Here is a 13667-nt window from a genome sequence, read left to right as displayed (position 1 = left end):
GCGTGAAGCGTAACTATTGCAGAATAGAAATCGCCCATGGCGTTCTGTCATGATTAGAATTACTGGGAACCAACACTCGCTCCTTATCGCTCTAGTTCATTGGTCAGAGTCTTTAGTCCATTTTTCGCGGGTCTCCCAATTAGCTGTGCAGTGTTTTAGTAGTTCCCTCACACTTTTTTTTGTCTTTGTTCCACTGACTTCTCACCCCTAAAGCCCCGATGGCTATTAACGCCAATATAGAGGTTGGTTCTGGAACGGAGGTGGGATCAGTTGGTGTTGGAACGGAGGGGGGATCAGTTGGTGTTGGAACGGAGGGGGGATCAGTTGGTGTTGGAACGGAGGGGGGATCAGTTGGTTCCAGTCTGACTACATTGACATTATCGATTAGTAGTCCTGAATCAAAAGCACCATCCCCAACATCTGTCACACCTATGGTGAAGGTGTAGGTTCCAGAAGCAGCAATTGTCTGAGAGTAGGTGCTAAAACCAGTTTCATTCACAAAAGGTGTCATGGAATCAGCTAATACTGAGAACGTATCAGCCAAACCACTCACCTGACCGGAAATTCCCACAAAAGCGAAGTCATTAAAATATTCGGAACCGTAATCATCTGTGAGGAAGTTGTAATCGAAATTAAGCACATCTCCTGCAACGGCTGTAAAGGTAGTTCTGATTGCTGATCCTTCAAACACCTCCCCCTTTCCCGCGCCCAGATTATCCAGCGCTGTAATGTTCAGCTCTAGAAAATTGGCTAGCTCCAGGAAGTTCTCTTTTTCCTGGGGAAGGAATGTATCTAGCTGGGCATAGAAACTGCCGTCAGTAGGTTTACTACCAAAACCTGCGGTGCGCACAGAAGCACTACCCAATGTTTCCCAGCCCGTAAAATCGTTTTCAAAACTACCATTAGTGATGATGGCAGCTGAGGCAGGATTAGTATCCAATAAACTGGCCACACCGATCAGGCTGACAATACCTGTTCTCAAAGAGAAGCACTTGTGGTTTTTAAGCTGAAACATATTTATTATCTTTGTTGAGAACTAGAGATTAGTCATGGGTAGATGCTTCCCAGTTCCAAAGTGGATATTTTGTCCGAGTAGACGCTGGAAACCCATCTGACAGTCTTGGGTTGAAGACTGACCGGATTGCTGATTGGTTCCACACGTAACCTCGAAGCTGATCTTGACAATCCTAAATCACCTGTGGTTAATCATCCGATGATAAAATCGCCATCTTCTTGAATATCTATAGTTAGATCGTTTGGATCAACATTTTTCAGGGTAGCTAATGTTCTGAAGGGGGTGTTGCCTTGAAGACCATCTCGATCTACTTTAATAAGAGCATGTGAACCAAACTGATCAATTTCCAACTCAATTTTCAACCAATCGTCAACATTGGCATCTGAATTCAAACCGTATTCTTCAACAAGATCCCAAAAGAAACCAGAGGTTAGAACCACAATATCTTCATCGTTGGGATCGAAGTTTTCGATCAGGTCCGTCCTCTCGGAAAACGTCTTATACCAGATCACATCAGCAGAATTATCAATACCAGGGTTGATATAGTCACCTCCGGGACCTCCGAATAGACTGTCAGCACCCCCTTGGCCGTAGATCTCATCTCGTACAACTTGTTCATCGCTACCTCGGAGGTCGTCATCGTGCTCTGTGCCATTTATTTGATTAATCTCTGTGTCATTTATTTGATTACTGTTTCTGCCATTTATTTGATTAGTATCTCTGGTACTCATAAGTGTTTAGTATGTGCTAACTCTGTGGGTTTTGATTGTTTGAATCCTTGAATTTTAAGTCATTAGCAGAGGCATATTTTTCTCTATTAACGAGAAAAATATCTTTACTGCTACTGAGGGTTTAGAGTGGCAGCACACCCAGGAATTACTCTCCTAAAGGAGAAAAATATATTTTTCTATTTGTCCATAAAAACCTGCTAAATTATAACGATTTTTTTGGAATGTTAACTCGGGTTTAATACTAAAAATATTTTTCATTCATAATCTTTATCAATAGTTTAAGTTTAGTGAGACTTTGTGTGAAAATTGTGAAGCAATTTGATAATAATAATGAAAGGTCAAGTGGTGATGCCTATTATTAATTTTTCAATCCAGTTAGAGGAAAATCCGGAATACTTGTCTGATAATTTTTTTGGTTATATCACAATTGTATAGGCACGAGGGAGAAACGAAGGGAGGATAAGCGTGCAAAACCTTTAAAGGGTTTAAAATCCTAAAAACTACAAAAGGTATAAGAGGGATAAGGTGTACCAATTTCATTTATCCGAGCTACACATGCTGAGGAGGTATAGCGCTACGTGCAAGTCTCAAGTGAGAAGTCAGAAGTCAAAAGTAAGCATTGACTAGGTTTCGGAGTTTAGAAGCGATGCAGAGGTGCGACCCGTGGCGAATTTAATTCGCCAAGGTCAAACGCACCATTACGGTCTTGGGGAGGCAGCGCGGTCTTGGGGGTCCCCCCCATGAGCGACTGCCGTGGTTTCCCCCACTCGCTATTGCATCAAGACAATGTCAAACATCTTAATGGGTAGTGCTATATAAGTTACAGGTTGTAGGTGATCAGCTTACAGGTTATTAAGCTAGTGTGCATTTAATTGGCATATTTTATATAGGACTTACGCAAATACCTCAATTTAACGCTACCTGTAGGGTTTGCAAAACCTTGACCACCATACCCATGGAGTCTGTGCGTAAGTCCTGTTATACTTTCGGAATTAGGGAAGGCAGACAAGGGGGATAAAAGGGCAGTGTTGTCTTTCCACTCTTATCTCTCTTCCCGCTCTTCCCCCAGAAAATAATTTCTGATCAAGGTCTCCTCTACTCCAGATTGAGTAGACCTCTTGCAAAAGTATTTTTCTAATTAGTGTTTGCGTCAATTCTTGTCCACTGTTCCCAGATCCGCTGTTCCCTGTTCCCGACAACTGCCGCGAAGTCTAGTGTGCCATTGACCGATAACCCAAGCCTCGATGGTGATGATTTTGCCAAAAAAGCCGTCTGATTCGTCTATCCCCTGGTTTAGCATTGGCATAACTGCCATTGTTTTACTGTCACTCGCCCTGCGATTTTGGGGACTGGGTCGATTTAATCGCCTGGTATTCGATGAAGTTTACTACGCTATATTTGCCAATAACTACTTAACCGGTACTTCCTTTTTCAATCCCCATCCTCCCCTAAGTCAGTACATCATTGCCATTGGCATCTGGATTGGCTCTCACCTCCCCTTTGGACAGGATACGGTTAACGAGCTGACTGGTTCGTTACGGTCTACCTGGAGTTACCGATGGCTGAATGCCCTGACGGGTTCTTTGATTCCGATGGTAGTGGCGGCTTTGGCTTATCAACTCAATCGACGTCGCAGCTATGCTTTGATTGCTGCTCTGTTCGCAGCTACTGATGGTTTATTCCTGGTAGAATCCCGCTATGCCCTCAACAATATATATTTAGTGATCTTGGGATTACTGGGTCAGTTGTTTTTCCTCCTGGCTCTGAATCGTCATGGTGCCAAACCCTGGCTGATGCTAATCCTATCTGGTGTGTTTTTTGGTGCTTCCGCAGCGATTAAGTGGAATGGCTTGTGGTTTTTGTTAGGCATTTATATAGTATGGGCTGTCGCTTGGGTATGGCAATTATTTAGAACCTATTTTGGGGAGACAACCCGTACTCGTCCCATACCATCGTTAAGCCATCCATTACAACACCTGACCCAACTGAATGTCGGGCACATCCTGCTGAACTTGGTAATTTTACCAGCTCTGACCTACAGCCTGGTGTGGATTCCTCACTTACTGATGAATCCTACCCCTGGATTCTGGGAGTCTCAAGTCAAAATTTTAACCTTCCATCAAAATGTCGGCAGTGGCACTGACGTCCATCCTTACTGTTCCCGGTGGTATAGTTGGCTGTTAATGTGGCGTCCGGTTGCTTACTTTTATCAGACTGCTAGTCACACCCCTGAGGCTGTTTCCACTGACTCCCCCTTATCCGCTGGTGGGAGCAATTTAATCTATGATGTCCATGCCATGGGCAATCCTTTCCTATGGTGGCTCTCGACTACAGCAATTTTGTTGCTGTTGCTGCTGTTAACCCAACGCATCATCGAAGGGGTGGGCTGGAAATCCATACCAACCTCCTATACCTGGATTACCCTCTATTTGATCGTAAACTACGCCGCTAACCTATTGCCCTGGACGAAAGTGACTCGCTGCACGTTTCTTTATCATTATATGGGAGCTTCAGTGTTTTCAGGATTAGCACTAGCTTGGCTAGTTGACCGCTGGCTACACAGTGAGCAAAACCAGTATCGTAGTGCTGGTGTCACTGTAATCTTGGTAGTTGTACTAGCTTTTATATTCTGGTTACCAATTTACTTAGGTATACCTTTGTCTGAGTCAGGGTATCACCTGCGGATGTGGTTCCGTTCCTGGATTTAGCGACAAGTTCTTACTATCAAAGTTCAGCACCTATTGATGTTTTATATAATCAATAATGGGCAGTTTGTCACCATTTATTTTCCCGGCTGTTGCTGGTACATAATAATAACATAAATCCAGATAGCGCTGAGCAATTACAGAATGAGCTCAGGAAAAGATTTGAAATCCAAAATCATCAAGTATTCAAGAATGATACCGGGTAGAAAAGTTATATCGATGTATTTTTGGTCACCCCTAAGGATACCGAAACAGCCTTAGAATAAGTGGCTTTCAAAGATATCACTTAAAGCAATTGAAAATTTGCTCTTAAGAATCAACAATCAACAATCAACAATCAACAATTAACGTAAGCATTCAGCTATCAGCTATCAGCTATAGCAGTCGCCAGGGCAGTTAGGACATCGACATTAGTCTCAAACCTAAGTAAGCGCAAGAGTTTTTCTGACTTCTGACTTCTGCTATATCAGCCATTGACTTGTGGCCACGTTACTTGAGGTGCTTATCGGCTATGGGCACGCTACTGTTCGTGCAGCACCTCAAGTAGCGCAATCGGTGCTTTTGAATGAAATAAGCTGACCGCTGACCGCTGACCGCTGAATGCTTACCAATTAACGATCTTCCTTTCGTTGCCACAACAGTTTTAGTCCTGCGACTAAACCTAAGCCAAGGGGAGTCGTGGGTTCTGGTACTGACTCTGGCTCTGATGGTGTGTAGTCGTAAGTAACCTGGACATCCCCTTGAGCTTTTGTTGCGATCGCATTGAGTATATTAGCGGTTCCGTTAACAATCGATATGGTTTCCGCAGAAAAGAAAAAGTCTACGGGTTGAGTGCCCAGGAATGCATTAAATACGGAACCATTTGTGAATGTCTTCTCACCAGATACATTAGCGGTTAGTCCGATGAATGAAACTGCAGACTCGCCCTGAAAATCTAATGTGCCATCATAGGCAGCGACAACGGCTGAATCTCTTACTGTTGCTGTCTGTGTGAACAGGGTTGTATTATTTGCTCCGACCAATGTGAATAAGCCTTCCAGATTCCAAGTCAGAGTTGCTGGCTTTGCGTCTAGGCTTTCGCTCCGTGCGTCTCCTGACATTAGCCCGTTAAATTCTATGGTTACCGCATCAAGGGTACCGAGACTGGTGTCGAAGGGGTTGATAACAGGTGTGAGAGGCTCGTCATTGATATTTGTTGGGATCAGTGGCACTGAAGCGGATTGAACGATCGTGGCACTCCTAGCTGCAGTAGTAGTTGCCACAATACTGGTTAAGACAGAAACAGTAGCTACGCAAATCAGATATTTGGTTTTCATTGATATGAAATTCAATCTTCATTTACAAATTAATTATTTTTTTTGTGAATGGCAATTTTATTTTTTGGTATTTATGGCCTTGTCAAATATTTTTTATCCGAATATTTTCTGATTTCTTTTTTTATTATTTGTGTTATAGCGCTGTGCTCAGGGAAAAGGGAACAGGGAACAGGGAACAGGGAACAGGTAATAATTTAGCTTGTCACATAAATCTTTGAGCAATTCTTAGTCCCTTTAATTTGTCAATAATTGAGCAGCCATTGCTATAGATAAAGTCCCATTAATCACTTACAAAATAGTCCCTGTATTTTTGTTAATAGGTAAATTTAAACTTAAAAATTGTCAGGAATCAATTAACCATTAACCATTAACCATTAATCATTAACCATTAAAGAATTTGGAAACTGAGCATTCAATGCTGGCAATACTGGACAGGGTTTCTTCTGCTGCAAGTTATCTCCTTTACCACTAAAGGTATTCCACCGAAATGGTCCCAAATCGGCGGCGGCCATCCACAGCAACCGTTTAGCTCGGGTCATGGCTACATAGAGCAAGCGGAATTCTTCAGCAGTCTTAAGCTGTGCGGCTTGTTCCCAAGCCTCGGGTGCCATGGGTAAGGGTTTACCGTGAAGATAGGCACGAATTTGAGCTCTGGCTACTTCTGCTAGGGTAAATTCTCCCAAAAACTGAGCGGCAGTAGGTACCCACGGATTACCAGGAAGGGTGTCTTCATGGAGAAAGGGCAAGAAAACATAGTCCCAGTCTAATCCCTTGGCTTTGTGCATGGTGATTACAGTCAGTTGATGGGAACGCAGATAAGGGGAGTCTGTATTGTCTGGGTCTACAGGTTCAAAACGTTCTGAGCTAACGATTTCCTGAAGTACTGCTAGAGTTTCACTGATAGAACTGTTGCCAAAGGTCTGTTTTGCAATCCGTTCGGCTAATTTATCTGCTGTGGCTAGCTCGGATTGGTCATAGTTTAAGGTCTGAGCCAGGAAGGAAATTAGGTGATAATTGGGGAGTTCTAAACGAGCACGCAGTAAATCACAGCAGTAGCGGCGAGCTTTGATAACTGCTTTGGTCTGGGGTGGGTCCAATGGACCAGGATAGAGGAATTGTTCGGGATAGGTGGATAGAGCATTGAGGTCTTGGGTGGGAATTAACTGACGTTTTACCAAGACATCTAGGGCAGCTTTTAGGTAATCCGGAGAATGGGGACGGTCGAGAAATTGCAGCAGTGTTAGGATTTGACTGGGAACGTGGGATTCGCGATCGCGTTTTTGGACATCATACACCTCAATCTCATGCTGGCGTTTAAGATACTCCAGTTGTTCCACCACAAAGCTCCCTTGTCGATTCTCCCGCACTAACACAGCAGCGTTATGGTTTTGGTTTTTGGCAAATAGCTCCACTACTCGCTTTCCAATCAGCTCGACTGTGTGGTAAATGTCCTTAGGAGTGTAGAGTTCTAAACCTCTCCCTTCTGGATTTGGGTTGGCATCCGGTTGAGGGTCATTGGCATCTACTCGACGAATGGTTTGAGGACGAAAGGGTAGCTCGGGAGACGGTTGGGTTTGGGGGATAGAGTCTGGCTGTGGTACTGTTTCGGTAGAGTTTTTGCTGCCATAGGTGCTATTGACCCAATTCACGATAAAGTTGGCAGCATTGATGATAACCTGGCTACTGCGACCCGCTTGATCCATTGTGGCTAAACGTCCTATTCCCTGACAGTCTTGGCAAAACCAATTGAAATAAATTGGGTCAGCTGGGGTAAAGGTAGAGTTAATGGCTTGATTGGGGTCTCCAACTCGGATCAGATTTAGGGTATGGTGTTGGGAGGTTGAAGGTTGGGAGGTTGAAGGTTGGGAGGTTGAAGGTTGGAAGGTTGAAGGTTGAGAGGTTGAAGGTTGGAAGGTTGAAGGTTGGAAAGTTAAAGGTTGTTCCGGTAGCGTGGCCAATAGGCCAAGGTTTGGTTCGGCACTAGCTGGTAATGTGGCCAGGGTTTGCAAGAGTTGGTATTGTAATGGTGTGGAATCTTGGGCTTCGTCTTCAAAGACGGCAAAAAATTGATTTTGCCAGAGCTGACGGATGGCATCGTTTTCTAGCACTCTCAGCGCAGCTAGAATCATGTCGTCGTAGTCGATGAATTCACGCGATCGCACTATGGTTTGATACTGTTGATACAGTCCTGCTGCGATCGCTAATATTCCATATTCATCCGTTGTCTGTTCACTGAGGTGCCACAAATCTGCTGGTAATAACCCAGAACTTTTGGCTTCATGGATAACGGTGTAGGCCAGGTTAGGTAAAACTTCCGTTCGCAATACGGATTGTCGGCGCAACCGTTCTGTTTCTTCTCCATCAAAGCTTCGACCTTCGAGCAAGGTCAGATACCGGCGTGGATAATTAGCAATCCACTGTTCCACACAAGCACGGATTAAGCGATGACTTTGATTTGGAGTTACTAGAGTACTACTGTCTAGATTAAGTCCCGATAATTCTGGATGACGGTTAGCAATGTAGAGGGCTAAACCATGTAAGGTATAGACTACAAAACTATTTTGTGGGACCTTAAGGGTTTTTAGGTCATCGCGGATTTTAGCTCTTATACTGGCAGCGGCAGAGCGAGTGAAGGTGACTACCAGCAATTGATATCTGCTATGGAGTTGGTAATTTGCGATCGCAATTGCTGCAGCTTTTGCCATGCCAGTAGATTTACCAGCACCAGGGACAGCAGAAACCGCTAAGGTTCCCCCTTGCCAGTCGGCCATCGGTTGTTGTCCCCTTCTTAAACTATTGCGGAGTCGTTGTAGTTCTTGGGCACGCCAAGCGGAGAGCGGGGTTTGCCCTGAGTCTGACTTGGTATCTGTATCCTCTGACATGTTGAGATTTGCTGCAACTGACTATTTTTTGGTTATTTTTTGGTATTGTAATTAGCCCAGGTTGCAAACCGCTATCCCTTAAGGTTTACCCTGGTTGCTCATTCAACCATTAGACCTCGGGAGTAGGGACAGATTTTCACAGGGCACTGAGATCTTAGAGTAGCTTAATGATTATTCATTTATTGTTAGAGTGATTAGTAATTACGCAACAATAACTTAACAATTTCTGCGTTTTTTTTTTAATAAAACATGCCAAAATTACATGGGCAGTGTCAGTTCTGCTCACGATACTCTTAGCAAGGTTAACTCTAAAAGACTTCTTTCGCTTTTCTCATTTCACATTTTAAGGAGGAAATTATGAAGCGAGTTGCGATTTTTTTGATGTCTTTGATGGCTGCACTGGTACTCATTGCTACCCCAGCTCATGCGTCGATTCAAGCAGGCATTATTGAGCTGTGTTCACCAGGCCCAGTGGAAACAACAAATAATGACACAAGCACATTTAAAGAAGTGTTCTTCGCAGAGCCATTTCGGGAAGGCTCAGATGTGATCGTGATTCCAATGGTTCAAACCTTTAATGGAGCAGATACCCCTGGTGTCAGGATCGCAGATGTAACCACGAAGGGCTTTAAGTTCAAAATGAACGAATTAGTTCGGGGTGGTCCAAGGCAGGCTCTGTCAGATGGAGGACATACAAAAGAAACCATAGGTTGGATGGCTGTCGGTTTCTAATCGCTCTTAGGATTTTTTTCTGACCCCTGTCGCCTGTGCCCAATGGATGGGGTACAGGCGATTTCAGCATTTTGTAGTGAAAGTGTCACAAAGGCTGTTGCACAAGCCAAGTATTACGGAACACCCAAAGCTGAAAGCCCCGTGTTTTTAAACCGGGTCAGAAGTTACCGCAAGAATAGTGCAGCCAAAGCAAGTTGGTAGGCTATGCATTAAAGGTGACAGGTTTTGTTGTAAGGCTGCACTATTAATCAGGTTTCGTCTCCGGGATGAAAGCTAGTAGCGACTTTAGTCGCCGTGAATATTTGAATCTGTCCGGGTATTTGTCGCCATATAGTGTAGACTAAAATAGTAACGGAGGAGGTCGATATCCGGTGATCATACTTGAATTCAAAGCGTACGGGAAAGATAGTCAGTACACTGCAATAGACGAGGCTATTCGGACGGTCAAGTTTATTCGTAATTCTTGCATTAGATTGTGGATGGACAATAAAGGGACTGGAAAATATGATCTTAGTAAATACTGCAAGATACTAGCTAAACAGTTTCCTTTTGCTAATGAACTAAACTCAACGGCACGACAAGCAGCTTCTGAGCGTGCATGGTCATCTATAGTCCGGTTTTATGACAACTGCAAAAAGAAAAAACCCGGCAAAAAGGGTTTTCCTAGATTTCAGAAGCAATGTAGGTCGGTAGAGTACAAGCAGTCTGGGTGGAAACTGTCTCCTGATAAAAAGGCTATAACCTTTAGCGACAAGAAAGGAATAGGGAAACTTAAACTCAAAGGGAAATGGGACTTGTGGCAATTTGACAAAAATCAAATTAAGCGAGTCCGAATTGTGAAACGAGCTGATGGGTACTATGTGCAATTTTGCATAGCAGTTGACATAAAAGAAGACCTAAAACCTTCCTGTAGAAACGTCGGATTGGATGTAGGACTAAAGGAGTTTTATACTGACTCTGATGGAAATACTGAACCTAATCCTCATTTCTACAGGAAGGGAGAAAAGCGTTTAAAATTTTACCAACGTCGAGTATCTCGCAAAAAGAAAGGCTCAGCCAACCGTAGGAAAGCAGTTAATAGGCTAGGCAGGACACACCTTAAAATAAGTAGACAACGTGAAGAACATGCCAAGAGACTGGTTAGAAGTTACCGCAAGAAGAGTGCAGCCTTTATAGTTGATAGGCTATGCATCAAAGGTGGCAGGTTTTGTTGTAAGGCTGCACTCTTCTAAGGTTTCGTCTCCGGCACGTTGCGTAATCCGGTCTAACGACCTGGTAGCCTACGAAGATTTAAGGGTTAAGAATCTAGTAAAGAATCATTGCCTGGCTAAGTCTATTAATGATGCTGGCTGGTATCAGTTCAGAAAATGGTTAGAGCATTTTGGGACTAAATTTGGCAGAGTAACTGTAGCAGTAAACCCTGCTTATACAAGTCAAAACTGCTCTAAGTGCGGTGAAACAGTCAAAAAATCACTATCAACTAGAACCCACGTCTGTAAGTGTGGATGCAAGTTAGATAGAGACCACAATGCTGCGCTGAACATTTTAAAACGAGCCTTGGGTACGGTGGGGCACACCGGAACCTGGATCCTAGATCCCAACGCTTCGGGAGATCTGACCTCTACTGTCCTTGGTCCCGGCCAGGTTCAGCAAGTCGGGTCGTTGAGCGAAGAATCCCCGCGTCTTTAGACCGGGGAGTGTCAATTAACATCATTTACTCTCAAAGAAATTGACCGTATTAAGCGCGATCGCAAGACAGTAGCAGTAACAAAATCTGTGAAGGTTGCTAGTTTCTCAGTTTAAGATGAACAAGTCCACTACACACAGGGAACTTCAATATCATGGCAAATGGTAAATCCAAAGTCGCACTGATTACCGGCGCATCATCGGGTATGGGCAAAGAAATGGCCAAATCTCTGCTGAAGGATGGTCTGACCGTGGTAGTAGCGGCACGTAGTGTCGAAAAAATGGCTGACCTTAGAGAGTTGGGTGCTCACCCGCTGCGTATGGACATCACCGATGAGGCAAGTATCCAGGCTGCAGTGAATGAAATTCAAGACACTTATGGCAAGGTTTCGCCCCGCTGACCTTAACCGTTAGACTTTGCTGAGTCTCGGTAGATGGTCTTGCAGAACTGTTAACATTGACTTTGTCTTTGGGATGTGCTTCCATTGTCAAGCACCAAATGCACTACAGTTGCGTGTACCTAAAGGTGAGAGTGATCGCAACATTGGGCTAGACAAATCATTATGGATCAAATCATAGCAAAGGTTTTCTTAGAATGCGTTCGCGCCATCGATGCCAGCGAGTTGATAAGTCGCGTTTCTTCCACGGACAAAGAGTTTAGCTTTCAAAATTGGTTTGCTGTTCGTCTTGAAAGGCTTTCCTTGAACTTCGATGAACCTTCAAGAAATGCTTATCCAGACTTCAGGCTTGTTGATTTCCCCCTTGGCTTCGAGATCAAAGGATTAGGATTTCCAGGCAGGGAAGCAAACTATGACTGCAATAGTCAAGTGCCCTCAGGTCTGCATAATGGGAGGACAATTTACTATGTGTTTGGACGATACCCAGCAAAAACCAAGGAAAAGAACTATCCAGTCTATGATCTTGTCATGTGTCATGGCAATTTCTTAAATGCAGACCATTCTTATATCCATAAAAATAAGAATCTTAAAGGTTTCGGTAGCTATGGAGACATTATGATTCGTGACCGAAAAATGTATGTTGCACCTACACCATTTGCCCTTACGGATGGCACAGAACGCCAAGTTACTCTGATTGCTCCAACTGGCTTTAAATTTGGTATAGATTTAAAACACTCGGGTACTATCACACGTATAGAGACTTCAAGGCTGATAAGGGGTTATTACTTTGATATGATTGAACATACGCTTACACCTTCCTATATAGATAATCCAAACGCAGGAAAGAAACACACATTTGAAGTTTTCCGTGCAGCCAAATCTTTAGGACCAACAGTCACTCTTCGTTGATATGGAACTTTCATTCACAAGTCTTTTTTCTGGTGCCGGTGGCTTAGATATCGGCTTTGAAATGGCTGGTTTTCAACATCTCTACTCCACAGATATTGATACATGGAGCGTTAAAACACTCCGTAATAATCGACCTGAATGGGATGTTGAAGAAGCTGATATTCGAGAACTATCAGAAAGAGATTTACCTGATAGTGATGTAATTTTAGCAGGGGTTCCATGTCAGGGGTTTTCACTGGGCGGGAATCGAAAGGAAAACGACGAGAGGAATTTTCTGTTTCAAGAAGTTGTCAGAATGGCAAAGATCAAGAAGCCTCGCTTTATCGTAATTGAGAATGTTCTCAATCTCAGGAGAATGAAAGAACCCAAAAGTGGAAAGCCTTTTGTTGACGTAATTTCAGAGCATTTCAAGAGTCTTGGATACTACATAAAATATAATGTCTTCAGAGTATCTGGTTTTGGAGTGCCTCAAACGAGAAGAAGATTTATTTTTATTGCCAGCTTCGACCGATTTCCCTCAGGTTTTCACTGGCCCACGCCAGAGCCAGATACACCAGCATCAGTATATTTAGGTGATCTGGCTGTAAATCCATTCATTTCCCTTCCTAATCATTGTCCTGAATGGGGGTTCAAAAGCCGTGTTCATGAGGAGACTGGAAAGGAATTTGATCCTACTGAGACACCTGTACCATGTAGATTCTCTCGAACTGGATCTGACGGACACCCAATAAGATCTTTGGATGCCCCATTTCCTGCTATTGATACTGGAACTATTTGGGGGTGGGCTCAGGGAAATGTGGTGGCAGAAAGAAAGGAAAAAGATCGCGTCAATGGGCTATTTGTAAGGAATCCAAATATTAGCTTAAAGCTCTGGCGTATCAGTGCAAGCCGTCTGCGACGCTTTACTAATCGTGAATATGCCCGACTTCAAACTTTCCCAGACTCATGGGTATTTCATGGAGGAAATAAACGTCATGTCCACCAGCAGATTGGCAACGCTGTTCCTGTACAATTCGCCTATCGAGTTGCCTGTTTTCTTCAAGCAGTTTACGAAGCACAGTGTTTAGGGCAACCAATGAATTTATTTAGTGACATACTCCCGACGTTGCCCTAACGGGACAACGCGGGCTTCTTGCCAACACCAGGTATCCCTTCGGTTGCTCGGCAAGCTTATTAGAGTCGATGTCCGGTATTATCCGGAGCACCTCTCCTTCAAAGCCGTGCGTGAGACTTTCATCTCACACGGCTCCTAGATTCTCTCAACCTCTCGGCTTGCCTTTTGGCTTGCTCCAG

Annotated in this window: 12 protein-coding genes; 8 read left to right on the top strand and 4 right to left on the bottom strand. The window is 43.8% G+C overall.

Annotated elements, in window-relative coordinates; genetic code table 11:
• Nucleotides 1-139: 139 nt before the first annotated feature.
• Nucleotides 140-1015, bottom strand: a complete 876-nt coding sequence (locus tag F6K64_RS26725) for a PEP-CTERM sorting domain-containing protein (RefSeq protein WP_009149354.1) — start codon at nucleotides 1013-1015, stop codon at nucleotides 140-142.
• 191 nt (nucleotides 1016-1206) lie between these two features.
• A complete protein-coding gene (locus F6K64_RS26720) occupies nucleotides 1207-1746 on the bottom strand; it encodes a hypothetical protein (RefSeq protein WP_009149351.1) in 540 nt (179 codons plus the stop codon).
• 1141 nt (nucleotides 1747-2887) lie between these two features.
• Between F6K64_RS26720 and F6K64_RS26715 the strand changes: the two genes are divergently transcribed.
• Together F6K64_RS26715 and F6K64_RS26710 are read left to right on the top strand one after the other, a co-directional pair.
• The gene (locus F6K64_RS26715) at nucleotides 2888-3022 is read left to right on the top strand and encodes a hypothetical protein (RefSeq protein ID WP_267872080.1); all 135 of its coding nucleotides are present in this window, start codon (nucleotides 2888-2890) and stop codon (nucleotides 3020-3022) included.
• Complete coding sequence (locus F6K64_RS26710) at nucleotides 2997-4454, top strand: dolichyl-phosphate-mannose--protein mannosyltransferase (protein ID WP_287266833.1); 1458 nt, start codon at nucleotides 2997-2999, stop codon at nucleotides 4452-4454. Before F6K64_RS26715 ends, F6K64_RS26710 begins: the two co-directional genes overlap by 26 nt.
• 608 nt (nucleotides 4455-5062) lie before the next feature.
• On the opposite strand, the gene F6K64_RS26705 is transcribed toward F6K64_RS26710, so the two are convergent.
• Nucleotides 5063-5767, bottom strand: a complete 705-nt coding sequence (locus F6K64_RS26705) for a choice-of-anchor E domain-containing protein (protein ID WP_287266831.1) — start codon at nucleotides 5765-5767, stop codon at nucleotides 5063-5065.
• A gap of 374 nt (nucleotides 5768-6141) precedes the next feature.
• Nucleotides 6142-8649, bottom strand: coding sequence for a UvrD-helicase domain-containing protein (locus F6K64_RS26700; RefSeq protein WP_009149336.1), 2508 nt, complete (start codon nucleotides 8647-8649; stop codon nucleotides 6142-6144).
• 357 nt (nucleotides 8650-9006) lie between these two features.
• Here F6K64_RS26700 and F6K64_RS26695 point away from each other — a divergent pair, with 357 nt between their 5' ends.
• The 6 genes from F6K64_RS26695 to F6K64_RS26670 all read left to right on the top strand — a co-directional run bounded on the left by F6K64_RS26695 (nucleotide 9007) and on the right by F6K64_RS26670 (nucleotide 13488).
• Entirely contained in the window at nucleotides 9007-9381 is a 375-nt protein-coding gene (locus F6K64_RS26695; protein WP_009149334.1) for a hypothetical protein, read from the top strand.
• Nucleotides 9382-9752: 371 nt separating this feature from the next.
• Entirely contained in the window at nucleotides 9753-10613 is an 861-nt protein-coding gene (locus tag F6K64_RS26690; RefSeq protein ID WP_009149329.1) for an RNA-guided endonuclease InsQ/TnpB family protein, read from the top strand.
• Nucleotides 10579-11070 (top strand): RNA-guided endonuclease InsQ/TnpB family protein, encoded by a 492-nt coding sequence (locus F6K64_RS26685; protein ID WP_009149327.1) that lies wholly within the window; start codon nucleotides 10579-10581, stop codon nucleotides 11068-11070. The genes F6K64_RS26690 and F6K64_RS26685 overlap by 35 nt, the downstream gene beginning before the upstream one ends.
• A 152-nt stretch (nucleotides 11071-11222) precedes the next feature.
• Entirely contained in the window at nucleotides 11223-11468 is a 246-nt protein-coding gene (locus F6K64_RS26680; RefSeq protein WP_009149325.1) for an SDR family NAD(P)-dependent oxidoreductase, read from the top strand.
• A gap of 162 nt (nucleotides 11469-11630) precedes the next feature.
• Nucleotides 11631-12374, top strand: coding sequence for a hypothetical protein (locus F6K64_RS26675; RefSeq protein WP_009149323.1), 744 nt, complete (start codon nucleotides 11631-11633; stop codon nucleotides 12372-12374).
• Between the two features lies 1 nt (nucleotide 12375).
• Entirely contained in the window at nucleotides 12376-13488 is a 1113-nt protein-coding gene (locus tag F6K64_RS26670) for a DNA cytosine methyltransferase (RefSeq protein ID WP_009149321.1), read from the top strand.
• Nucleotides 13489-13667: the final 179 nt, after the last annotated feature.

It is taken from the genome of Moorena sp. SIO3A2, assembly GCF_010672265.1.
Taxonomy (GTDB): Bacteria; Cyanobacteriota; Cyanobacteriia; order Cyanobacteriales; family Coleofasciculaceae; genus Moorena; species Moorena producens.
This window is presented reverse-complemented; position numbering and strand designations above follow the sequence as displayed.